General features: G+C 72.8%; 22 protein-coding genes. 14 read left to right on the top strand and 8 right to left on the bottom strand.

Going from position 1 to position 23,025, the window contains the following annotated elements:
• Window positions 1–145: 145 nt before the first annotated feature.
• Window positions 146–349, bottom strand: coding sequence for a hypothetical protein (locus tag B4N89_RS29295; protein WP_126640583.1), 204 nt, complete (start codon window positions 347–349; stop codon window positions 146–148).
• A gap of 546 nt (window positions 350–895) precedes the next feature.
• Here B4N89_RS29295 and B4N89_RS29290 point away from each other — a divergent pair.
• The 3 genes from B4N89_RS29290 (at window position 896) to B4N89_RS29280 (ending at window position 4,176) form a co-directional block, all read left to right on the top strand.
• Window positions 896–2,332, top strand: a complete 1,437-nt coding sequence (locus tag B4N89_RS29290; protein WP_078978769.1) for a hemolysin family protein — start codon at window positions 896–898, stop codon at window positions 2,330–2,332.
• Entirely contained in the window at window positions 2,329–3,396 is a 1,068-nt protein-coding gene (locus B4N89_RS29285) for a CNNM domain-containing protein (protein WP_078978768.1), read from the top strand. The genes B4N89_RS29290 and B4N89_RS29285 overlap by 4 nt, the downstream gene beginning before the upstream one ends.
• Window positions 3,397–3,489: 93 nt before the next feature.
• Complete coding sequence (locus B4N89_RS29280; protein WP_078978767.1) at window positions 3,490–4,176, top strand: TIGR00266 family protein; 687 nt, start codon at window positions 3,490–3,492, stop codon at window positions 4,174–4,176.
• An 18-nt stretch (window positions 4,177–4,194) separates the two neighbouring features.
• Here the strand turns inward: B4N89_RS29280 and B4N89_RS29275 are convergent, their stop codons facing one another.
• A complete protein-coding gene (locus B4N89_RS29275; RefSeq protein WP_078978766.1) occupies window positions 4,195–4,956 on the bottom strand; it encodes an AraC family transcriptional regulator in 762 nt (253 codons plus the stop codon).
• Window positions 4,957–5,063: 107 nt separating this feature from the next.
• Here B4N89_RS29275 and B4N89_RS29270 point away from each other — a divergent pair, with 107 nt between their 5' ends.
• A complete protein-coding gene (locus B4N89_RS29270) occupies window positions 5,064–5,810 on the top strand; it encodes an HAD family hydrolase (protein ID WP_143658123.1) in 747 nt (248 codons plus the stop codon).
• On the opposite strand, the gene B4N89_RS29265 is transcribed toward B4N89_RS29270, so the two are convergent.
• The gene (locus B4N89_RS29265) at window positions 5,776–6,228 is read right to left on the bottom strand and encodes an RpiB/LacA/LacB family sugar-phosphate isomerase (protein WP_078978764.1); all 453 of its coding nucleotides are present in this window, start codon (window positions 6,226–6,228) and stop codon (window positions 5,776–5,778) included. The two genes, B4N89_RS29270 and B4N89_RS29265, sit on opposite strands and share 35 nt — an antisense overlap.
• Window positions 6,229–6,301: 73 nt before the next feature.
• Between B4N89_RS29265 and B4N89_RS29260 the strand changes: the two genes are divergently transcribed.
• From B4N89_RS29260 to B4N89_RS29250, 3 genes are all read left to right on the top strand, one after another.
• Entirely contained in the window at window positions 6,302–7,162 is an 861-nt protein-coding gene (locus tag B4N89_RS29260) for a helix-turn-helix domain-containing protein (RefSeq protein ID WP_078978763.1), read from the top strand.
• 136 nt (window positions 7,163–7,298) lie between these two features.
• Complete coding sequence (locus B4N89_RS29255) at window positions 7,299–7,706, top strand: VOC family protein (RefSeq protein ID WP_078978762.1); 408 nt, start codon at window positions 7,299–7,301, stop codon at window positions 7,704–7,706.
• 89 nt (window positions 7,707–7,795) lie between these two features.
• The gene (locus B4N89_RS29250; RefSeq protein ID WP_078978761.1) at window positions 7,796–8,272 is read left to right on the top strand and encodes a GNAT family N-acetyltransferase; all 477 of its coding nucleotides are present in this window, start codon (window positions 7,796–7,798) and stop codon (window positions 8,270–8,272) included.
• 121 nt (window positions 8,273–8,393) lie between these two features.
• Here the strand turns inward: B4N89_RS29250 and B4N89_RS29245 are convergent, their stop codons facing one another.
• The 4 genes from B4N89_RS29245 to B4N89_RS29230 all read right to left on the bottom strand — a co-directional run bounded on the left by B4N89_RS29245 (window position 8,394) and on the right by B4N89_RS29230 (window position 11,883).
• Window positions 8,394–9,959 (bottom strand): MFS transporter, encoded by a 1,566-nt coding sequence (locus tag B4N89_RS29245; protein WP_235618841.1) that lies wholly within the window; start codon window positions 9,957–9,959, stop codon window positions 8,394–8,396.
• A 71-nt stretch (window positions 9,960–10,030) separates the two neighbouring features.
• Entirely contained in the window at window positions 10,031–10,588 is a 558-nt protein-coding gene (locus B4N89_RS29240) for a TetR/AcrR family transcriptional regulator (RefSeq protein WP_078978760.1), read from the bottom strand.
• 99 nt (window positions 10,589–10,687) lie between these two features.
• Complete coding sequence (locus B4N89_RS29235) at window positions 10,688–11,203, bottom strand: pyridoxamine 5'-phosphate oxidase family protein (RefSeq protein WP_078978759.1); 516 nt, start codon at window positions 11,201–11,203, stop codon at window positions 10,688–10,690.
• Between the two features lie 68 nt (window positions 11,204–11,271).
• Window positions 11,272–11,883: a hypothetical protein gene (locus B4N89_RS29230; protein WP_078978758.1), complete on the bottom strand. Its 612-nt coding sequence runs from the start codon at window positions 11,881–11,883 to the stop codon at window positions 11,272–11,274.
• Window positions 11,884–12,164: 281 nt separating this feature from the next.
• Here B4N89_RS29230 and B4N89_RS29225 point away from each other — a divergent pair, with 281 nt between their 5' ends.
• From B4N89_RS29225 to B4N89_RS29195, 7 genes are all read left to right on the top strand, one after another.
• The gene (locus tag B4N89_RS29225; protein ID WP_078978757.1) at window positions 12,165–13,310 is read left to right on the top strand and encodes an epoxide hydrolase family protein; all 1,146 of its coding nucleotides are present in this window, start codon (window positions 12,165–12,167) and stop codon (window positions 13,308–13,310) included.
• Window positions 13,311–14,223: 913 nt separating this feature from the next.
• Entirely contained in the window at window positions 14,224–15,768 is a 1,545-nt protein-coding gene (locus B4N89_RS29220) for an efflux RND transporter periplasmic adaptor subunit (RefSeq protein WP_161500853.1), read from the top strand.
• Window positions 15,765–16,541, top strand: coding sequence for an ABC transporter ATP-binding protein (locus B4N89_RS29215; RefSeq protein ID WP_078978755.1), 777 nt, complete (start codon window positions 15,765–15,767; stop codon window positions 16,539–16,541). Before B4N89_RS29220 ends, B4N89_RS29215 begins: the two co-directional genes overlap by 4 nt.
• Window positions 16,538–17,758: an ABC transporter permease gene (locus B4N89_RS29210; protein ID WP_078978754.1), complete on the top strand. Its 1,221-nt coding sequence runs from the start codon at window positions 16,538–16,540 to the stop codon at window positions 17,756–17,758. Before B4N89_RS29215 ends, B4N89_RS29210 begins: the two co-directional genes overlap by 4 nt.
• A 39-nt stretch (window positions 17,759–17,797) precedes the next feature.
• Window positions 17,798–18,577 (top strand): hypothetical protein, encoded by a 780-nt coding sequence (locus B4N89_RS29205; protein WP_078978753.1) that lies wholly within the window; start codon window positions 17,798–17,800, stop codon window positions 18,575–18,577.
• Window positions 18,578–19,306, top strand: coding sequence for a response regulator transcription factor (locus B4N89_RS29200; RefSeq protein WP_078978752.1), 729 nt, complete (start codon window positions 18,578–18,580; stop codon window positions 19,304–19,306). It begins immediately after the preceding gene.
• A gap of 10 nt (window positions 19,307–19,316) precedes the next feature.
• Window positions 19,317–20,777, top strand: a complete 1,461-nt coding sequence (locus B4N89_RS29195) for a sensor histidine kinase (RefSeq protein ID WP_078978751.1) — start codon at window positions 19,317–19,319, stop codon at window positions 20,775–20,777.
• A gap of 51 nt (window positions 20,778–20,828) precedes the next feature.
• On the opposite strand, the gene B4N89_RS29190 is transcribed toward B4N89_RS29195, so the two are convergent.
• The gene (locus tag B4N89_RS29190; protein ID WP_078978750.1) at window positions 20,829–22,964 is read right to left on the bottom strand and encodes an MMPL family transporter; all 2,136 of its coding nucleotides are present in this window, start codon (window positions 22,962–22,964) and stop codon (window positions 20,829–20,831) included.
• Between the last annotated feature and the right edge of the window lie 61 nt (window positions 22,965–23,025).

Below are 23,025 nucleotides of genomic sequence, written 5' to 3'. Positions count from 1 at the left end.
CCCGGCCGGACATCACGAGCGGGCGATCACATCGCGGTGGTCGCACCCGCTCGGCCCGGACGGCGCAGGGGCGACTCACCCCAGCCGTGCGGGCGGGGAGCCGGCGCCTTCGTCCCGGCTCACTCGGCGCGTCGGGAGCCGATGGTCACGAGCCGGTGGTCAGGCGCAGCAGGCGGTCCCGCTCCTCCTCGACGATGCGTTGGGCCCGGAGGACGACGGCCTCGGGCACCCCTTCCGGCAGCTCGCCGAAGTCGCGGAATCGGCGGAGGTCGCGTGGACGAACGCCGGTGATGTCGTAGGCCTTCAACGCGGCGAGCGACACGGCGTAGTCGTCGAGTGTGCGAGGCATGGTCTCCTTCTCGCGCGCTGAGAGGTCCGATCCGGGCGCCTCGGGCGAGCCGGCGTCGGCCGGATCAGGGCTGCTGTCGTACACGCTGCCCCCGTCTGATGTTGTCAACGTCATTGCGGCGGTGCGGGTTCCCGGTACCAATCTTCCGGACGGGAGGGCGTGGGTCGCTCCCCCGTACGGATGAACTTCGCGACGCCTGTGGCAGGAGGCGCGGGTTTTCGCTACTTCCCCCGCCGCAGTGTGTGCGTCGCACGCACCGGACGGGCCCTCATCACCTCACGGTGTTCGAGGACGCACAGATTGTCATGACGCGGGGTGGAAAGCCAAGCATCTTTTGATACTGGTTCGAATCAGACCCCTCCCGCCCGCATCAACGCCCGCCCCAGGGGAACAAGGGCGCGCGATGATACGTTCGGCGTGGTAAGTGTTTGACCCCGAATTGCCCGTTGAGCAAGGAGCGTGCGTGTCCGCCCAAGAGACGGACCCCCCTAGTACCGGTCCCTCCCGAGACTGTGATCGAAGCCGCGACGTCCGGGAGGCGGTCTCATGACCGCGGCACTGGGCATAGCCGCGATCGTCGTGCTGACCCTCGGTACCGGTTTCTTCGTCGCCCAGGAATTCGCCTACGTGGCGGCCGACCGGAGCCTGCTGCGCCGTCGCGCGGAGGCCGGTGACAAGGCCGCGGCCCGGGCGATGACCGTGATGGGGCGACTGTCGTTCATGTTGTCGGGTGCCCAGCTGGGCATCACCGTGACGGCCCTGCTGGTCGGTTTCATCGCCGAGCCCGCGCTGGCCGCCGTGATCTCCCCCCTCCTCGAACTGGTCTCGGTGCCCGACGGCGCCGTCCCGGTGATCTCCCTCGTCCTCGGCTTCGCGGTCGCCACCGCCATCCAGATGGTGCTGGGCGAGCTGGTCCCGAAGAACTGGGGCATCGCCGAACCGGAGCGCGTCGCCGTCCTGCTGGGCCGGCCCACCCTGGTGTACCTGAAGGTCGCCGGCCCGCTGATCCGGCTGTTCGACACCCTGGCCAACCGCATCGTGCGCTCGATCGGCATCGAACCGGTCGAGGAGTTGCACGGCGGGGCCACCACCGAGGAATTGGCGCACATCGTCGACGAGGCCGGCCGCGACGGCGACCTCGACCCCGGTCTGTCCGGGATCCTGCGCCGCGCGATCGCGTTCGGCGACCTGACCGTGGACCAGGTGATGGTGCCGCGACCGGACGTGGTCCGGGTGCGCGCCGAGACCACCGCCGCCGAGCTGATCGAATTGGTCGCCGAGTGCGGCCACTCGCACTACCCCGTGGTCGGCGAGCGGGTCGACGACGTTCTGGGCGTGGTCGGCGTGGCCTGCCTGCTCGAGGTGGCCCCCGAGGACGCCGCGCACGTCACCGCCGGATCCATCGCCCGACCCGCGCTGCTCGTCCCCGACACCGCCGGGCTGGCCTCGCTGCTCGAACAACTGCGGGCCGCCAACGAGGAGTTCGCGGTCGTCCTGGACGAGCACGGCGGACTCGCCGGGATCGTCACCTACGAGGACGTGGCCGAGGAACTGGTCGGCGAGATCGCCGACGAGAGCGACGACGAGGACCCCGTCGACACCGAGCCGGAGGACGGCTGGTGGCGCCTGGACGCCGGACTGCGGGTGGACGAGACCGAGCGGATCGTCGGCGCCGAGTTGCCCGACGGGCCGTACGACACCCTCGGCGGTCTGGTCATCGCGCACCTGGGTCGGCTGCCCGAGGTGGGCGACCGGATCCGGGTCCCCGACCCCGACGAGGTCCGCGCCGGGCGCTCGGCCGAGGAGGACGACGAGCCGATCCGCTACACCGAGATCGAGGTGCTGGCGGTCGAGCGGCACGTGCCGGCCCTGGTCCGGCTCCGAGTGCTGACCTCCGAGCCCGCGTTCCCCCGCGAGATCCCCGAATGGAGCGCCGATCGGCGCTCCGGACACGACACACGCACCACAGAGGTGACCGCATGACCCCGTCCCTGGCCTCCGGTGGCGGCCTGGGCTCGATGGAGCTGGGCCTGTGGCCGGCCCTGGCCGTCACGGTCGCGCTGCTCGTGGGCAACGCCTTCTTCGTCGCCGCCGAGTTCGCGATGGTCGCCGCGCGGCGGCACCGCCTGGAGGCGCTGGCCGCCGAGCGCAAGCGCGGCGCCAAGTCGGCGCTGGCGGGCGTACGGGAGTTGTCCCTGATGCTGGCCGGTGCCCAGTTGGGCATCACCATGTGTTCGCTGGGCCTGGGCATCGTGTCCGAGCCGGCCATCGCCACCATGCTCGACCCGCTCTTCGACGCCGTCGGCATGCCGGCCGCGGCGGGGCACGCGGTGGCGTTCGCGATCGCGCTGGTGGTCGTGGTGATCCTGCACATGGTGCTGGGCGAGATGGCGCCCAAGTCGTGGGCGATCGCCGGCCCCGAGAAGGTGGCGCTGGTCCTGGCCCCGTCCTTCCGCGGCTACACGCGCGTGGTGCGGCCGCTGCTGCGCGCGATGAACGGGGTCAGCAACGCGATCCTGCGGCTGGCCCGGATCGACCCCAAGGACGAGTTGTCGCACCCCAAGGACGCCGAGGGGCTGCGCCGCCTGGTGGGCGAGTCCCGCCGGCTCGGCCTGATCGACAACGCCTCGCACGACGTGCTCTCGGGCACGCTGCGCACGCACACCGAGCCGCTGGCCCGGCTGATCGTGCCGACCGCCGAGATCGACTCGGTGCCGGCCGACGCGGGGCCGGAGGAGATCGCCGCGGTCTCCCGCCGCAACGGTCGCAACCGGCTGCTCGTGCGGAGCGGGGACGGCACGCTGTTCGGGGTGGTGCACATCCGCAAGGTGCTCACCTCGCGCACCCAGGCGTCCGGGAACACCGCCGGCGAACTGGCCACCGCGGTGCTCACCCTCACCGTGGACACCCCGATCCAGCGCGCCGTGGCCGCCCTCCAGGAACGCCGCGCGTCGCTGGCCCTGGTGCACGCCGCCGACGGCACCCTCCTGGGCCTGGTCGGCCTGGACGACCTCCTCGGCAGCGTGCTGGGCGCCAGAGCCGCGTGAGCGCGCCCCGGCCGGACCCGATCGGGTGATGCCGGTCGGCCGGTCGGGTTGCTTTGGTCGGGCGCCGGGGGCGGGGCGTGTCACGTTCGCCGCATGAGAGTCGAAGTCAGACACGGTCCCGCCTTCGCCGCCGCGCGCTGCCTGCTCGATCCGGGCGAGGCGATGCGGGCCGAATCCGGCGCGATGATGGCGCACAGCGCGGGCGTGGAGATCTCCGCCAAGGTCGAGGGCGGCCTCATGCGCGGCCTCAAACGCAGCGTGCTGGGCGGGGAGTCGTTCTTCCAGACCACGTTCACCGCGCCCGCGCGGGGCGGGTGGGTCGACGTGGCCACCGCCCTGCCCGGCGACATCGCCAACGTCACGCTCACCCCCGAGGTGCCCGAGTTCCTGCTCACCCGCACCAGTTGGCTGGCCAACTCGGCCGGGGTGCAGATCGACACCCGGTGGGGCGGGCTGCGCAACCTGGTCGGCGGCGAGGGCGGGTTCCTCGTGCACGCGTCCGGGCAGGGCGAGGTGATCCTGGGCTGCTACGGCGCGCTGGACGTGCTGGATCTGGAGGCGGGCGAGCAGGTCGTGATCGACACGGGCCATGTGGTGGCCTACGCGCCGACCATCACCTTCACCACCCGTCGGGCCGCGCGCGGGCGCACGATCGCCTCGGTCGCCTCCGGCGAGGGTCTGGTCTTCGACTTCACCGGGCCGGGCCGGGTGCTCACCCAGACCCGCAACCCGTCCGCGTTCGCGTCGTTCGTCGCCGGTCTGCCGGGCGTACGCAACTGAACGACGGCGACCGGCGGCTCATCCCCACGCGCGGTGCGCCCCCGGAGTGTGGCCGAAGGCGCGCCGGAAGACGTCGATGAACGCGCTCGCCGAGGACCACCCGCAGCGGTGCGCCACCGTGGTCACGGGTACGTCCTCGGCGAGCAGGACCAGGGCGTGGTGCAGGCGGGCCTGGGTGCGCCACTGCGGGAACGTCATGCCCGTCTCGGCCGCGAACAGCCGGGTCAGCGTGCGCTCGCCCGCCCCCACCGCCGCGCCCAGGGCGGCCAGGGTGCGCTGGTCGGCGGGATCGGCCCGCAGCAGCGCGCAGACCGCCACCAGGCGCGGATCCCGGCCGGTGGGCAGGTGCAGCGCCTGCCGGGGGCTGTGCCGGAGCCGGTCCAGCAGGACCGCGAGGAGGCGTTGCCGCTCGTCGGCGTCCACGAAATCGGGGCGGCTGTAGGCGATGATCAACTCGCGCAGCAGCGGACCGACCGCGAGCACCGCGGGGCGGGCCGGATCCAACGGTTCGGCGCCGGCGGGGATGCCCACCGCGTGCAGCACGGTCCGCCCGTGCGCGCGATGCCGGTGCGGGGTGCCGGCCGGGATCCACAACGCGCGGGTGGCGGGCGCGACCCAGGTGCCGGCGTCGGTGCTCACCGACAACACGCCCCGACCCGCGTAGACGACCTGGTGCACCTCGTGCCGGTGCGCCGTCACCCCGCCCCCGGCGGGCAGGTGACGGGTGTTCGTACTCAAGCCGGTGGGCGGCTCGGCGAGCGGTTGGCGGGAGATCGGCATCGCCCGGCAGGTTATCGCAGGCCCGCCGACGGCGCCGCCCGCACCGACCCGGCCGCGACGGTGTGCGGGACGGTGTAGGCGGCTCGCGGACCGGGGACCGGCCGGGCATGGACGTACGCGCGCTGGCCGTCGACTTCGGGGACACCCTGGCGGTACCCGGACCCAATCCCGACGGCCGCGTCGTCCTGGAGGTGCTGCGCGAGTTGCCGGGCACGCACGTCCCGGACACCTTCGTGGCCGCGTACGACCACGTGCACCGGATCACCCGCGAGGGCGACCGCGTCCGGGACACGCACACCTCCTTCGCCACCGAGATCCACTGGGCCGCACAGTTGTGCGGGGCGCGGATCCCGGACCCCGAGGCGGCCCTCGAACCGGTTTTCGAGCGGGTCCCGGACTCCCGGGTGATCCGCCGGGCCGCCGAGGCGCTGCTGCGCATCCGGGCTCGCGGCGATCTGGTCTGCGTCCTCGCGTGCGACACCCAGCGACCCGAGTCGGTACGCCGGCGCACCCTGGTCGAGGCGGGCATCGAGGACTGCTTCGACGCCCTCGTGCTCTCCTGCGCGATCGGCCTGCGCAAACCGCACCCGGACTTCTACGCCGAGGTCGAACGCGCCTGCGGCGTCCCGCGCGAGGAGATCGTGTTCGTCGGCAACACCCCGAGCAAGGACGCCACCGCGCCGCACCTGTACGGGATGCGCGCCGTGCTGGTCGCACCGACCGGGCGCCCGAGGGGTCTGGCCGACACGATCGGGGTGATCGGGCACTTCGCCGATCTGCCCGACCACCTCGATCGCGCCGCCGCCGACCGGCCGACGCTCAGCGGCGGATCTCCGCCACGTGCTCCACGTTGAGTACGTCCGCGACCTCGCGGCTCGGCGCGGTCGCGAACCACGCGTCCAGGATCTCCATCAGCACCGGCCCCGAGGTCAGCCGCATGCTCAGCGCCAGCACGTTCGCGTGGTTCCAGCGCCGCGCGCCGGCCGCCGTCTCCGCGTCCGAGCACAGCGCCGCCCGAATCCCGTCCACCTTGTTCGCCGCGATCGACGCACCGGTACCGGTCCAGCAACACACGATCGCCTGATCGGCCCGCCCCGCCGCCACCTCGCGCGCGGCCGCGGCGCTCACCGGTGCCCAGTCGTCGGCGAACTCGGGTGTGTGCGCCGGGTCGAAGGCGCCGTACGGCAGTACTTCGTGGCCGCGCTTGCGCAGTTCGTCGGCGAGGTACAGGCCGCAGCCCTTGATCTGGTCGGCCGAGATCGCGATGCGCATCGGATACTCCCTGGTCGGTACTTCGTCTGGTCGGGTCGGCACCTTGTCGGCACCGGGTGTGAGACTGGACAGCATGGTCCCCACGGACACTCTGCACGTGACCCGACACACCTCCGCGCTCGGGTCCATGGAGATGGTGTCCGCATCCGCGCATCCCGCGCTCGCGCCCCTGCTCGCCTCCTACCTCGGCTACGACGAGCACACCCACGCGCCGCTGCGCCGCCGTGAGGTGGCCACCGACTCGATCACCGTGATCATCGGATTCGTGCCGATCCGGGTCCACGCCCCGCACGCGGGGCTGCACACGCCGGGCAGCACCCGCTCGTTCGTGGCCGGGCTGCACGACGGGCCGGCGATCGTCGAGCACGACGGCCGACAGGCGGGCGTGCAACTCGACCTGACCCCGCTCGGCGCCTACACGCTGCTCGGCCTGCCCCTGGCCGAGATCGCCGACCGGGTGGTGCACCTCGACGACCTGCCCGGATGGGACGGCGACGCGCTGGTCGACCGGCTGGTGTCCGCGCCCGACTGGTCGACCCGCTTCGCCCACCTCGACGAGATCCTGCTCCGCCGCCTGGCGATCGGCCCCGAGCCGCGGCCCGAGGTGATCCGCTCCTGGGACCTGCTGACGGCGAGCGCCGGCCGGATCGACGTCACCGCGCTCGCCCGGGAGACCGGATGGAGCCGGCGCCACCTCGGCGCCCGCTTCCGGGAGACCGTCGGCCTGCCGCCCAAGACGGTGGCCCGGGTGTTGCGCTTCCGGCACGCGATCACGCTGCTCGACGGTTCGCCGCGCTCGTGGGCGGAGGTCGCGGCGGAGGCCGGCTACTACGACCAGGCGCACTTCAATCGGGATTTCAAGGTGCTCGCGGGCTGCACGCCCGGTGCCCATGTGCGCTCCCGGCTGCCCGCCGGCGGCGGCTTCGCGGGCTGAGCCGCACGGCCGGCGGCGCTCGTTCCCGTTTATCCAATACCGCGAGGGGTCACCCGCCGGAAGCTGGTCTCGACCCACCCGGCACACGTCGGGCCCACCGGAACAGGCCGCCGCATCCGGCCGCAAGGAGCGCACCATGAGCGACAACCCGCTGATCGCCGACCTCGTCCCGACCCTGCGCTACAACGACGCGACGGCGGCGATCACCTTTCTCCGGGAGGCGTTCGGGATGACCGCCGTCATGGTGGTCCCGGGCGACGGCGACACCGTCGCACACGCCGAGCTGACCTTCGGCAACGCCATGGTGATGCTCGGCAGCAACCTGCCGGAGGGGGGTGGCGACCGGTTGCGGTGGCCCGTCGGCGGCTCCGCGCTCTACGGCGTGATCGACGGCGACGTGGACGCGCACTGCGCGCGGGCGGTGGCGGCGGGCGCGACGGTGGTGCTGGAGCCGAAGGACCAGGACTACGGCGGTCGCGGCTACACCGTCCGCGACCCCGAGGGCAACCTCTGGAGCTTCGGCGGCTACCGCCCGAAGGTCTGAGACCCGCGTGCGTCGGCGGGCCGGTGCGGTCCCGGGCCGGGGATCGGGCCCGCCGATGATCGCGTCACTCACACGGGTAGCGTCCTCCCGTGGAGATCAAGACTCTGGGGTACGACCACCCCGACGTGCGCAAGCTGGTGGCGGATGTGCAGCAGGAATACGTGCACCGCTACGGCGGCCCCGACGAGACGGCGGTCGACCCGGCCGAATTCCTGCCGCCCGAGGGCCTGTTCTGCGTGGCGTACGACAACGGCGCCCCGATCGCCTGCGGGGGCTGGCGGGCCCGCCGCGCGTCACCGGAGGACCCGAGCCTGAACGACGGCGACGCCGAGCTCAAGCGGATGTACGTGGTGCCGCACGCCCGCGGCCGCGGGCTGTCCCGGGTGATCCTCGCGCACCTGGAGGAGACCGCCCGCGCGGCGGGTCGGCTGCGGGTGGTCCTGGAGACCGGGGCCAAGCAGCCGGAGGCGGTCGCGCTGTACCGGTCCTCCGGATACGAGCGCATCCCCGGGTTCGGCTACTACCGGGACTACCCGAGCAGCATGTGTTTCGCGAAGGCGCTCTGAGGGCGTTCCCGAGGATCCTCCGGGGGTGTCGTCGCGGCCGGTGGCGAGGATCGGCGCTCGTCGGCGGGGGGAGCGCCGAGCCGGGCCGCCGACGGGGTCACCCCCGCCGGCGGCCCGGTCGTCAGTGCTCCACGTCGGAGCCTGCGGTCTGCGCGCCGCGCAGCATGAACCAGGCCGCGACGGCGGCGGCGAGCAGCACCACCGCGCCCGCGCCGGCCGCGATCCGCAGTCCCTCCAAAAACGCGTCGTTCGCCGAGTGGGTGAGGTCGGCGGCGACCTGTCCGGACACCGTGTCGGCCGCCTCGGCGGCGCCGGCGAGGGACTCGCGCGCACCGTCGGCCGCCGAGCCGGACACCCCCTCCGGCACGGTCAGATGGCCCCGATAGATCCCGGTGACGACCGAACCGAGCAGCGCGATGCCCAGCGCCGCGCCCAGTTCGTACGCGGTCTCCGAGACCGCCGAGGCCGCGCCCGCGTTCTCCTTCGGCGCGCTGCCCAGGATCAGGTCCGCGGTGACCGTGAACGAGAAGCCCGCGCCGACACCGACCAGGAGCAGCACGCCACCCAGGTAGAGGTACGGCGTGTCCTCGGCCAGCACGGTGAGCGCGCCCAGGGCCAGCCCGATCGCGGTCAGGCCCGACGTCACCACCACGCGCGGGGTGAGCCGGCGCGCCGCCGCGCCCGCGAGCAGACCCGACACGATCGCCCCGACGGTGGCCGGCAGCTCGGCCAGGCCCGCCTGCAACGGGCTGCGCCCCTGGACCAGTTGGAGGAACTGGGACAGGAAGAAGATCAGCCCGGACATGCCGAGCACGGTGAGCAGGTCGGCCAGTACCGATCCGGAGAACGCCCGGTTGCGGAACAGGCGCATGTCGAGCAGCGGCACCGGCAGCGACAACTGCCGACGACCGAACCACACCAGCGCGCTCACCCCGATCGCCGCCGCCACCCACACGTCGGGGCGCAGCAGGCCGTGGGTCGCGGCCTCCTTGACGGCGTATACGGTCGCGATCATGCCGACCAGGGACAGCGCGGCACTGAGCATGTCCCACGGGCCCGGATCGGGGTTGCGCGACTCGGGGAGCATCTTGATGCCGACGGCGATCAGTACGGCCATCACCGGCAGGTTGATCAGGAAGACCGAGCCCCACCAGAAGTGTTCGAGCAGGAAGCCGCCGACGACCGGGCCGAACGCGGCGCCGGCCATCGACATCGCGCCCCACACGCCGATCGCGAAGCTGCGTTCGCGCGCGTCGGGGAAGATGTTGCGGACCAGGGCGAGCGTGGAGGGCATCAGCGACGCGCCGGCGACGCCCATCGCGACCCGGGCCGCGATCAGCGCCTCGGCGCTGGGTGCGTAGGCGGCGGCCACGGACAGTGCGCCGAACGCGGCCGAGCCGAAGAGCAGCAGCTTCTTGCGGCCGATCCGGTCGCCGAGGGTGCCGGCGGTGACCAGCAGACCGGCGATGACGAAGGAGTAGACGTCGCCGATCCACAACAGTTGGGTGCCGGTCGGCTCCAGGTCCTCGCTGAGGAACGGGATGGCCAGGCCGAGCACGGTGGCGTCGATCGCCACGAGCAGCACCGACAGTGTCAGTACGCCGAGCGCGATCCAGCGGCCCGGCGCGCCCTTGGCGGGGCTGCCGGTGCCGGTATGAGCGGGGGTCGGGGAAGGGGGAGCGGCCATGATCGAAAGTCCAAAAAAGAGATGGAACCAGGGGTGGGGCGACGCATCGGGTGTCGCGTCGCCCCGGGGGGTCAGTCGGGGTTGCCCGGGGTACGCCGGGCGCCGCCGAGCAGGAGTTCGGTGACCGAGCGGGCCGCGTCGCGGCCGGCGAGTCGGCCCTCGTGCACGGCCCAGCCGGCGGCGGCGACGAACGCGAACAGCGCCTCGGTGACCCACTGGGCGGTGAGGTCGACCCGCATCGAGCCGTTCTCCTGGCCACGCCGGACCACGGCGGCCACCTGCTCGTCCATCACGCTCCAGGCCCGCTCCAGGTCCGGGTCGCCGACCAGCGAGCTCTCGCCGTACAGGAACGCCAGGTAGTCGGCGCAGGGCATCAACTGCTCGACCAGGTCGCGCAGCGCCCGGGGGACGTCGTCGGCGCTCAGGTCGGCGGCGTCGATCGCGTGCCCGATCCGGGCGGAGGCCTCCGCGCCGAGCGCGGTGATCAGCGCCGGGCGGCCGGGGAACATCCGGTGCAGCGTGGCCCGGCTGATCCCGGCGGCGCGGGCGATCTCGTCCATGGACGAGGCGGGGCGCCGGAGCAGCAGGGTGACGGCGGCGCGCAGCACCTGCTCGTTGTCGGTGGGCATGGATCGATTCTAGCCCGGATGAGACAGCTTTGTCTCAGGGATTACATAGCGGGCTCAGTCGGCACACCGCGACATCGGGTGGCACGCCGCGGCGTCGGGTCAGCCCGCGCCCTGGGGGGTCAGCTCCGGGCGGGGCTCCTGCCAGGTCAGCACCGCGCTCCCGAGCCCGGCCTTGAGGCCGGCGCCGGGGAACACCCGCAGTCGCCACGGCGACAGGCGCATCACCGCGAAGTCGGGCGAGGAGGGTTTCTCCCACCCGGGCACCCCGGCCGGGTCGTAGCCCAGCGGCTCCGGGGTGTCCCGGAACAGGTGCCACACCCGCTCGCGGACCTCCTCGTCGAAGAGCAGGTCCGCGCGGCATTCGGCGGCGCACGTGTCGTGCGTGGGCGACCAGTAGTTGCAGGACACGAACGGGTTGCGGGCGATGTGCGCGCGCTTGGTCGCGGTCGGCGCGGTGGCGACCCAACCGGTGAGTCGGCCGTGCTCCCACACCCAGTAGGGGTGCAGGATCCGGGTGCGAGGGCGACCGGCGCTGTCCACGGTGGCGATGGAGGCCCACACGATCGAGTGGGCCATGGCGACGAAGGCCGGGGCCGCGGTTTCCAGATCGGTCATGGCGGCAACCCCTGTCTCGTCGTGACGGTCCGACACCCACCCCCATACTGTCGTGAACGAGCGCGACCCTAAAGGCCCATCGGGAAGTCGTACGAGGCCGGCGGCTTGATCCGCACCTGATCGCCCTGGAACATCACCGAGATCTGGTCGTGCGGACGCAGCTCGATCCGGGCCGGATCGCCGGTCACCAACGCGCCGTTGAGGTAGGTGCGGTAGGTGTGCGTGGCGTCGGGGGTGAGCGCGCCCAGGTGGGTGTCGTCGAATCTGACGTTCCACATCGCGAACAACTGCCCCAGGACGAAGCGGGCGTTCGCGTCGTGGCTCTCCACGTGCAGTACGCCGCTGTTGTCGTGGGTGTGCAGGTCGGCCAGCAGCCCGGACCCGTGGTCGATGCCCAGATCGGGGGCGACCTCGACGCGCTCCAGGCCGACGAAGATGTCCAGATGCACATGGAAGTGCTGTTTCGCGCCCTCCATCGTGTCCAGGGCCAGCCCCGCGTCGGCCCCTCGCCGCGCGCTGTCGGCGGGCACCGGCCAGGGCGGCAACTCGGCGTTGGTCGACGCCTTCGGCTGCGGCAGCGGGGGCCGGGCGTCGGCGGCCACGGGGGCGCCGGCGGCGAGCGAGCAGGCGGACAGGAGCGCGGCGACGACGCCGACTCCGCCGCGGAGGTGACGGTTCATCAGGGGCCTTCCGGGAGCGGGACGAAATCACCAACGTGGCGGCTTCGGCGACCCCGACGAAAGCCGATCGGGCACGTCGGACCCGGACTTCACCCATACGGAGCACGGCGCGGCGCACCGCCGGCGGTGTTCGAGTTTCGAGCCGAACGGGGGCGGCCGGCTCTGGTATGCGCTCGGGTGTTCGGGTTGAGTACCGCCCTGGAGACCCGCTCCGGAGACCCGATCCGGGGGTTCGTCCCGGGGATTCGCCCTGACGTCCACATGGATGGAGTTGCCGGCCGATGTCCACCCCGTCGCATTTCACGCCGTTCCGGATCGACATACCCGAGGCCGACCTGGTCGATCTGCGGGAGCGCCTGGCGCGCACCCGATGGCCCGAGGCGGAGCCCGTGGCCGACTGGTCGCAGGGCGTCCCGCTCGGGTACACGCGGGAGTTGGCCGAGTACTGGCGCACCACCTACGACTGGCGCGAGACCGAGGCCGCGCTGAACGCCCATCCGCAGTTCAGGGCCGAACTCGACGGCTTGGGCATCCACTTCCTGCACGTGCGCTCGCCGCACGCGGACGCGGTGCCGCTGATCCTGACCCACGGCTGGCCCGGCTCGATCATCGAATTCCTGGACGTGATCGGCCCGTTGACCGATCCCGTCGCACACGGCGGGGACGCGGCGGACGCGTTCCACGTGGTGCTGCCCTCGCTGCCCGGCTACGGCTTCAGCGATCGCCCGACCGAAACCGGGTGGGGGGTCGACCGCATCGCCCGGACCTGGGCGCGCCTGATGGCCGACCTGGGCTACGAACGCTACGGCGCGCAGGGCGGCGACTGGGGCTCGATGGTCACCGCGTCGATCGGTCGCCAGGACCCGGAGCACGTGCTCGGGATCCACCTGAACATGCCGGTGGCGATGCCGGACGCCGAGGCGATGCGGGACCCGACGCCCGAGGAGCGCCAAGCGCTGGCCGACCTGGCCACGCACTCCGAATGGGACTCGGGCTACAGCAAGATCCAGTCCACCCGGCCGCAGACCCTCGGCTACGGCCTGACCGACTCCCCGGTGGGACAACTCGCCTGGATCGTGGAGAAGTTCCGGCAGTGGACCGACTGCGACGGGCACCCGGAGAACGCGCTGTCGCGCGACCACATGCTCGACAACGTGATGCTGTACTGGCTGACCGGCACCGCCACGTCCTCGGCCCGCCTGTACTGGGAGAGCTATCGGGACCCGGACCTGGCCGAGGTCGACGTGCCGACCGGATGCTCGGTCTTCCCGCACGAGATCATCCGCGCCTCACGCCGCTGGGCCGCCAACCGCTTCCGCGATCTGCGCTACTGGAACGAACTCCCCCGGGGCGGCCACTTCGCCGCGTTCGAACAACCGGAGCTGTTCGTGGCGGAGGTCCGCCGCTTCTTCCGCCTGCTGCGCTAGCCGTGTGACGGTGCGGGCGCGGGCTTCGCCTCGCCCGTCGGGTGTCGTCTACGACGAAGCCGCCGGGCTCGGGTGTGGTGTCGGCAGGAGTGCCTCGCAGATCTTCAGGGCTTCGGCTGTCGCGGGGTCCGTGCGGTCGAGGGCAGACGGGCCGCCCGGGGGCACCTCGACCTTGTGGTCGTGGAGGCAACTCGCGAATGCCCGGGTGCCGGAGTCGTTCGGGCCGCCGTTCGGGGCGGCTGTGCCTCGGCTGCCCGGTGTGCGTGAGGGGCGCAGCGTCGCGCAGGTCTCCTCGGCCTTGCGGAGGGCGGGATCGGTTGCGCGGGGGCGGCCGGGGAAGCCCGAGGGGTGTTCGCCGGCCGGGCGGCTCGGGCGATCGGAGGGGCGGGCGGTGCCATCGGGCCGACCCGACGGGCGGGCTCCCCCACCCGGCCGTCCGGTCGGCACCGTGACCCCGTTCGCGCGCAGACAGTCGGTGTACGCCTTCGCGGCGTCGGCACCGGCGCTCGGCGCGCTCGACGGACCCGCGACGCCCGTGCTCTTGCCGCCGTTCCCCCACAGCCGGCCAGCAGCAACACGAGTGCCGAGGCGGCGACCGGCACCACCGCCGTGGTCCACGCCGGTCGACCCGGGTACCTCGTCATGACGTCCTTCCCACGCGACTCGGGAACGGCCGCCGGACGGCGCACCGCCCATCCGCCCCGGACTCAAGCACGGCGGGATGGTGGTTGGCCGCGCGCCGCCTGGGAGTTCGCTGGGAGCCCGGGCCGCATCGGGGGGACGACTTGTCGCGATGACCAGGATTTCATCCGGTATACGTTCGGTCCGCCGCCTCGATCAGCCGTCGCGTTGCCGGCCAACTCCCAGGCCGCCGACAGCCTTCCGGTACGTGTCCGGGTCAGTCTTGGCCGCCATGAGGCGTGTACGACTACGACGCAAGTCGGTCCTGCTCAACCTGACCCTGGCCGCCGCGTTGGTCACCGGCGCCGGCTTCGCCTACGCGGCGGTGGACGACGGGGGCGGATCGACGCGCGCCGGCCGGGTGCGTACCGGCAAGGTCACCAAGGGCACGGTGATGGCCACGGTGTCCGCGTCCGGGTCGTTGAGTTCGCCCTCCGATACGGGGGTGGCCTTTTCCGCCGCGGGCAAGGTCACCGCGGTCGCGGTCAAGGTGGGCGACCGGGTCACCGCCGGCCAGGTATTGGCCCGGATCGATCCGGCCCAGGCCCAGGAGGCGCTGGACGCGGCGAAGTCGGCCGTGACCGTGGCCCAGGCGAATCTGACCAAGGCCCGCGCGGGCACCCCGGTCCAGCAGGGCGGGGGCGGCAACGGAGGCGGCAGCAACGGCGGTGGCGGCGGCAACCAGGGCAGTGGCAACCAGAATTCCGGCATCGAGGACACGGCCGTACGCGGCGGCACCGGCGCCACCGGCTCCCGCGATGTGCCCGCCGCCACGCCCACGACGGCGCCGCCCGGGTCCGCGTCCACCCCTGTCGCCCAGCCGCACCCGACCGTCACCGTCACCGTCACCAAAACCGCGACGGCCACCCCGTCGCCGAGCACGACGGTGGACGCCGCGGCGGTCACCCAGGCCGAATCGGCCCTGGTCGCGGCGAACAACAAGGTCGCCGACGCACAACGGGCCCTGGACGGCTGCACGCTGATCGCCCCCTCCGACGGCGTGGTGGCCTCGGTGTCGGGCAAGGTCGGCGACAGCGTGACCGCCGGCGGCTCGGGCGGTACCGGCAATACCACCGGCTCGGGCGGTTCCGGCGGCGGCCAGGGCGGCTCGGCCGCGACCTCGAACAGCACGGCGAGCGGGTTCGTGGTGCTCGCGAATCCGACCGGCATGGAGAGCCGGGTGTCCTTCTCGGAGGCCGACGCGGCCAAGGTGAAGGCGGGACAGCCGGCCACGGTCACCCTCAACGTGAACTCCGCGATCCGGCTGAACGCCAAGGTGGTGAGCGTCAATCCGCTCCCGGACAGCGGCGGATCGGCCGGTTCGGTCAAGTACGGCGCCACCATCGCACTCCAGGGCGACGTGTCCACGCTGCGCACCGGTCAGACCGCGAACATCTCGGTGGTCGTCGCCCAGGCGGACAACGCGCTCCAGGTGCCCTCGGCGGCCGTGACCGGCGGCGGCACGAGCGGCGCCGGCGCCGGCGCCTCCGTACGCGTCCTCGTCGACGGCGTCGAACAGCGCCGCACGGTGACCCTCGGCGTGGTGGGCGACCAGACCACGCAGATCCTTTCCGGCCTGGCCGAGGGCGACGAGATCGTGATCGGCACCGTCGCCGCCGGCAGCGGCACCGGCTCCACGTCGGGCCGCTCCGGCTCATCCACCCGCGGCGGCACCGGTGGCGGCGGAATCCCGGGCGGCGGCGCGGTCTTCCCCGGCGGCAGCGCCGGCAACGGCGGCGCGACCGGTGGCGGCTTCCCGCGCGGCGGCTCACGATGAGCGGGCCGCACGCGGGCCGCCCCGCGCCGGTGATCGACGTCCGCGCGGTGACCAAGTCGTACGGCCGCGGCCCCGCCGCCGTACAGGCGCTGCGCGGCGTCGACCTGACCATCGAGGTCGGCGAATACGTGGCCGTCATGGGCAGTTCGGGCTCGGGCAAATCCACCCTCATGAACGTCCTGGGCTGCCTGGACATCCCGTCCTCGGGCCGCTACCTCCTCGACGGCCTCGACGTCGGCCGGCTCGACGAGCACCAACTCGCCCTGGTGCGCAACCGCCGCATCGGCTTCGTCTTCCAGTCGTTCAACCTGATCCCGCGCACCACCGCACTCGCCCAGGTCGAACTCCCGCTCTCCTACGCGGGGGTGCGCGCCCGGGAACGCCGCCGCCGCGCCCGCGCCGCGCTCGATCTGGTCGGCCTGTCCGACCGCGCCGACCACGCGCCCAACGAACTCTCCGGCGGCCAGCAGCAACGGGTCGCGCTGGCCCGGGCCCTGGTCACCGCCCCGGCCCTGCTGCTCGCCGACGAGCCCACCGGCAACCTGGACAGCCACAGCACCCGCGAGGTGCTGGGCATCCTGGACCGGCTGCACGAGGCCGGCCGCACGATCGTGATCATCACCCACGAGGACGAGGTCGCCGCCCGCGCCGAACGGGTCCTGCGCCTGGTCGACGGCCTCGTGGTGTCCGACCGCCGGCGGTCCCCCGCATCCGCGCCGACCGTCCCCGAACCCGTCGCGGCCGGCCCGCTCGTGGAAGGGCCGCGTCGGTGAACCCCGTCGAAGTGCTTCGGTTCGCCGTCCTGGGCCTGGCCGCGAACAAGATCCGGACCGCGCTGACCATGCTCGGCGTACTGATCGGGGTCGGCGCGGTGATCCTGCTGGTGGCCGTCGGAAACGGCTCGTCCAAGTCGGTACAGGCCTCCATCCAGCGCCTCGGCACCAACCTGCTCACCGTCTCGCACACCGCGGGCGGCGGCCGATTCGGCGCCGCCGGACAGGGCGGCACGCTCAAGGACCTCACCCCCGACGACGCACAGGCCCTGGTCGACAAGACCCTGGCCCCGCACGTGAAGTCGGCCGCCCCCGTGCAGACCACGTCCCAGAGCGTCACCTACGCCGGCCAGTCGGTCACCGTGTCCCAGATCGTCGGCACCACGCCGGACTGGTTCGCCACCACCAACCACGACCTGGGCCAGGGCGCGCTGTTCGGCACCGACGACGTGAACTCCCGGCGCAGGGTGGCGATCCTCGGCAGCACCACGGTGGAGAACGTGTTCGGCACGGAGAACCCGATCGACAAGGAAATCCTGGTCGGCGGCGTGCCGTTCCGCGTCGCGGGCGTCCTGCGCACCAAGGGCGGCAACGGCGCGGCGGACTCCGACGACACCATCGTGCTCCCGGTGACCACCATGCGCGACAGCCTGACCGGCTACGGTTCGTTGTCCGCGATCGCCGTACAGGCCACCTCCTCCGACGACACCGCGCTCGCCCAGGACGAGGTCACCTCGATCCTGAACAACCGACACCGGATCGCCGATGCGGCGCAGAGCGACTTCCGGATCACCAACCAGCAGTCGCTGCTGAGCGCCAACGACGAGACCAACAAGACCTTCACCGTGCTGCTCGCCGCGGTGGCCGCGATCTCGCTCCTGGTCGGCGGGATCGGCATCACCAACATCATGCTGGTGACGGTCGCCGAACGCACCCGCGAAATCGGCATCCGCAAGGCGATCGGCGCGCCGCGCGGGGCGATCCTGGGCCAATTCCTCGCCGAGTCCACGCTGTTGTCGGTGGTCGGCGGCGGACTGGGGGTGGCCGCGGGGTTGTTCGCGGCGCGCTTCGAGGTGGTCGGGATCACGCCCGTCGTGGTTCCGAGTTCGGTGGTCGGCTCGTTCGCCGTATCGGTCGCCATCGGCCTGTTCTTCGGCGGCTACCCGGCCGCGCGCGCCGCCGCGCTGCGGCCGATCGAAGCACTGCGGCACGAATAGCCCGACCACCCACCGCCGTTCCGGAGGAGAATCCCGACCATGACGCCGCAGCCCGGCCTCGACCCGCACGACACCCGCCCCCTCGACCCCGTCCCGGGCGAGCCGGCGCCCGACTTTGACGCGCCCCGGCCCACCGCGCCCGAGCCGACCGGCTTCGTCGGCGGTTTCCGCACCGAACCGGCCGCCGGTGCCACGCCGGACGAGTCGCCGGAGGACATCCTCGCCCGACCGCCCGCCGCCCGCGACGTCGCCGACGAGTTGGCCGCCCCGCCCCGCCGCCGACTGCCCGCGCTGACCCTGGCCCTGGGCGCGGGCGTGCTCCTGTCCGCGGGCTTCCTCGCCGGCGTCGAGGTACAGAAGGACCATGCCGGCGGCGGCACCGGGCAGGGCGCGGCGCAGCAGGGCGCGAACCCGTTCACCGCCCGCACCGCCGGCGGCTCCCAGCCGGGCGGCGGCCGCGCGGCCGCCGCGCCCGGCGGCGCCACATCCGGCGCGGGCGCGGGCTCCGGCTCGGACCTGACCACCGGGACGGTCAAGGTCGTGGACGACTCTTTCATCTACGTCTCAGATTCGGCCGGCAACATCGTGAAGGTGAAGACCGACGCCGGAACGAAGATCCAGGTGACCCGTGACGGGCGCACCGTCGACCTGAAGCCGGGCGACACCGTCGTGGTGCGCGGCGCGACCGGCGCCGACGGCGCGGTGACCGCGACCTCCGTCGCCCAGGGCACCGCTCCCGTCGGCCGCGGCGGCGCGGGCACGACCGGCAACCCGGGCACGGCGGGCGGCGCCGGCGGCGCGACCGGCGGGGCGGGCTAGGTGGCCACGCCCGCCGAGGGCGCCCGTACCCGCCTGCTCGTGGTCGACGACGAGCCCAACATCCGCGAACTGCTCTCCGCCAGTCTGCGCTTCGCCGGATTCGAGGTCGACTCGGCGGCCGACGGCGCCGACGCGCTGGCCGCCGTCGCGCGGTGTCGGCCGGACCTGGTCGTGCTCGACGTGATGCTCCCCGACCTGGACGGCTTCGAGGTGGTCCGCCGACTGCGCGCGGACGGCACCCGGTTGCCGGTGTTGTTCCTGACCGCGAAGGACACCACGAAGGACAAGATCACCGGATTGACCCTGGGCGGGGACGACTACGTCACCAAGCCGTTCAGCCTCGAGGAGTTGATCGCCCGGATCCACGCGGTGCTGCGCCGGGTGCACGGCGGCGAGGAACCGCCGACCTCCTCCAACCGGATCGTGGTCGCCGATCTCGAACTCGACCCCGACGGTCACGAGGTGCTGCGCGGCAAACGACCGGTGTCGCTGTCGCCCACCGAGTTCAAACTGCTGCGCTACCTGATGCTCAACACCGGCCGGGTGGTGTCCAAGACGCAGATCCTGGACCACGTCTGGCAGTACGACTTCGGCGGCGATCTGAGCATCGTCGAGTCGTACATCAGCTACCTGCGCCGCAAGATCGAACTCGACGTCGACGGCGGCAAGTTGATCCACACCGTGCGCGGGGTCGGATACGTGCTGCGGCGCCCGCAGCCGTCGGCCTGACGGCGCCGGGATGCGCCTCCCGCACCCGAGCCGATCATCGCTGCGCATCCGCGTACTGATCATCACGATGACGCTGGTCGCCGTCGCCCTGCTGGTCAGCCAGACGGTCGTGGTGGGCTCGCTGCGCGGCTACCTCACCGACCAGGTGGACCGGCAACTGGGCCAGGCGGCGCGGGGGATGGCGTACCGCCCGCCCGAGCCCCCCGGCGAGCCGCGCGGCAACGGGCCGCCACCCGGCGGTCGCGGGCGGGCGTTCGGCGTGTTGCCGAGCCGGATCGTGGCCGAGTACCTGAACCCCGACGGCACCACCCGCCAGCGGGTGCGCTCGCCGGGCGCCGAGGAGGAGTTGGGCCCGCGGCTGCCCCGCCTGGACGCGCTCACCGTGGCGGCGCTGGACCGGCATCCGTTCGAGACCGACTCGGTGTCCGGCGACACCCGCTGGCGGGTGCTCGCGGTGCCGACCGCCGGCGGCGAGGGCAGCGTGGTGCTGGCCCAGCCGCTGAACGACGTCCGGGCGGCGGTCGACCGGATGCGCACGGTGTGTCTGCTGATCGGCCTGACCTGCCTGACCGTGCTGGCCGCGGCCGGCTGGTTCGCGCTGCGCGGCGGGCTGCGTCCGCTGCGCCGGATCGAGGAGACGGCGGCGGCGATCGCGGCGGGCGACCTGTCCCACCGGGTCCCGGTGCCCGCGCCCGGCACCGAGATCGGCCGGTTGTCCACGTCGATCAACGGCATGCTGGCGCAGATCGAGACCGCGTTCGCGGCCCGCGCCGAGTCGGAGACCCGGATGCGCCGGTTCGTCGCCGACGCCGGGCACGAGCTGCGCACCCCGCTGGCCAGCGTGCGCGGCTTCGCCGAGTTGTACCGGATGGGCGCGCTCACCGATCCGGCCGAGGTGGCCCGCACGATGCGGCGCATCGAGGACGAGGCGATCCGGATGGGCGGCCTGGTCGAGGACCTGCTGCAACTGGCCCGCCTGGACGAGCAGCGGCCGCTGTGCAACGAGCCGGTGGACCTGCGCATCCTGGCCGCCGACGCGGTGCACGACATCAAGACCCTGGCCCCGGACCGCGCGGTGACGCTGACCGGCCTGGACGGCGGCCCGGCGCATCCGGTGACGGTGTTGGGCGACGAGTCCCGGCTGCGCCAGGTGGTGGCCAATCTGGTCTCCAACGCGCTGACCCACACCCCGGCCGGAACCACGATCCGGATCGCGGTGGGCCGGGCCGGGCCGCCAAAGCGGTGCGCGGCCCTGGAGGTCGCCGACGCCGGCCCCGGCCTGACCCCGGCCCACGCCCAGCGCGTGTTCGAGCGTTTCTACCGGGTCGACTCCTCGCGCAGCCGCGCCGCCGGCGGCGGTTCCGGCCTCGGCCTGGCCATCGTCGCCGCCCTGGTCAACGCACACGGCGGCCGGGTGGAGGTACGCACGGCCCCCGGCGAGGGCGCGGCGTTCCGGGTGCTGCTGCCCTGACCCGGGAGCGGGCGGGCCGCCCGCTCCCGACCGCCCCGCCCACCTCGCCCCTCAGCTCACCGGTGTGCCCGCCCGCTCCTTCTCCCCCGCCGGCTTGGTGTCCCCGTGCCCCGGCCACCACGCCGTGTGGCCGATCAGCGCGGTCAGGCTCGGCGTGAAGATCAACGCCATGATGAAGGCCGCGATCGCGATCCCGCTGGAGAGCGCGAAGCCCATCTGGGACAGCGTCGAGTTGCCCGCCAGCATCAGCGTGGCGAAGGTGCCCGCCAGGATCACGCCGGCGGCGGCGATGGTGGGCCCGGAGTGCTTGACCGCCACGGCCGCCGCGTCGTGCGGGTCGTGCCCCTCGCGGGCCTCCTCGCGCAGTCGGGACACCATCAGGATGTTGTAGTCGGTGCCCAGCGCGACCACGAACAGATACATGATCACCGGCAGCATGAACATCAGCCCGGGCTGGTCCCCGATCTTTTGGAACAACACCGAGGTCGCCCCGAGGGTGGCGCCGAACCCGAGCGCCACCGAGGCCATCAGGTACCACGGCGCGACCAGGCTGCGCAGCAGCAGTCCCAGGATGATCATGATGCACACCGCCGCGACCGGGAAGACCACCGAGTAGTCCCGGTCCACCGCGCGGTTGATGTCCACGTAGACCGCGGTGATCCCGCCCACCAGCGCCCGGGTGCCGTCCGGCGCGGCCCGGTGCATGGCCGGCCGCAGCCGGTTCTTCACGGTGGACAGCGCCGTGTCGGTGGCCGGCGAGTCGGACAGCACCACCGAGTAGAACGCGGTCGCCAGGTCGGGGGTGAGCACCGGCTCGGCCACCGAGCCGACCCCCTCGACCCCGCGCAGCTCCGCCTCGAACGCGGCCCGCTCCTGCGGAGTGAGCGGCCGGCCGGCGGTGGACTCGAGGTAGACCTCGGTGGGGTCGGTGGTCCCCGGCGGGAAGCCCTTCTCCAGGTTCTTCATCGCCTTGACCGACTCCTTGTTCGACGGCAGCGAGGAGCCGGCGAGGTCGAAGTTGGCCTTGTAGCCCAGCGCGCCGATCGCGAGCACCCCCATCACCAGCGCGGACGCCACCGCGAACACCACCGGCCGCCGGCCGATGCCGCGCCCGAGTCGGGCGAAGCCGGTGCCGTGCGGGGCCGCCCGCCAGGACTTGGACGGCCAGAACACGCGCGTACCGAGCAGCGAGACCACGGCCGGCACCAGCGTCAGACCGGCCAGCAACGTCACGAACACCGCGATCGCCAGGGCCGGCCCCATCGAGCGCAACATCCCCAGGGTGGACAGGGTCAGCGCGGCGAACGCGACGATCACCGCCGCCGCGGCGGAGGCGATCGCCTCGCCCACCCGGGAGACCGCGCGCACCATGCCGTTCTTCGGATCGACCCCCTCGCGCAGCACCTCGCGATAGCGGAACAGCAGGAACAGCACGTAGTCGGTGCCGACGCCGAACAGCACCACGGTGAGCAGCTGTTCGATCGAGCTGTCGGCCTTCATGTCGAAGACCTTGTTGGCCGACGCGATCAGCCCGGTGGCCATCGGCGAGATCAATCCGATGATCACCACCGGAAGCAGCGCGATGATCGGGCTGCGGAAGATGATCAGCAACAACAGCACGATGATCACGATCGTGCCCACCGCGACCAGGGTGCCGGCGGTCTCGGACGAGTCCCGTTCGTCCAGCGCCTGGGCGGCGGAGCCGGTGATCCCGGCGGTCAGGTCGGTCCCGGCGATCTGCGCCTTGACCTCCTTGCGCATCGTCTCGACCGCGTCCTGCGGGGTCTCGTCGTTGGGGTCCTTGACCTCCGGCATGGCCACCATCGCGGTCTGCACCAGCCCGTTCGGGGAGACCTGACCGGGCGTGACCCCCAGCACGTCCTTGATCTTCCGCGCCTCCACCGCCGTGGCGACCCGGGCCACCGCGGCGCTGTCCGCCGGGGTCAGCGGATTGCCGTCGGCCCGCTGGAAGACGATCACCGCGCCCACGTTCTCCTGCTGCGGGAACGCCCGCTCGCGCAGATCGGACGCGCGGACCGACTCGTAGGACGAGGGGAGGAAGCTCTTCTCGTCGGTGGAGGAGGTCAGCTTCGGCGCCAGGCCGATCACCACACCGGCGGCGATGACCCAGGCCAGGATGACCCACCAGGGCCTGCGTACGACAAATCCGCCCAGGGCCGCGAACATGGGCGCCTCGCTTCCTGCTCGTGCCGGATCCCGATCACCTCTCGTCACCATCGAACGGACC

This window comes from Embleya scabrispora (assembly GCF_002024165.1).
Classification (GTDB): domain Bacteria; phylum Actinomycetota; class Actinomycetes; order Streptomycetales; family Streptomycetaceae; genus Embleya; species Embleya scabrispora_A.
Note: the sequence above shows the minus strand (reverse complement) of the source record. Positions and strands in the feature narration are given on the sequence as shown.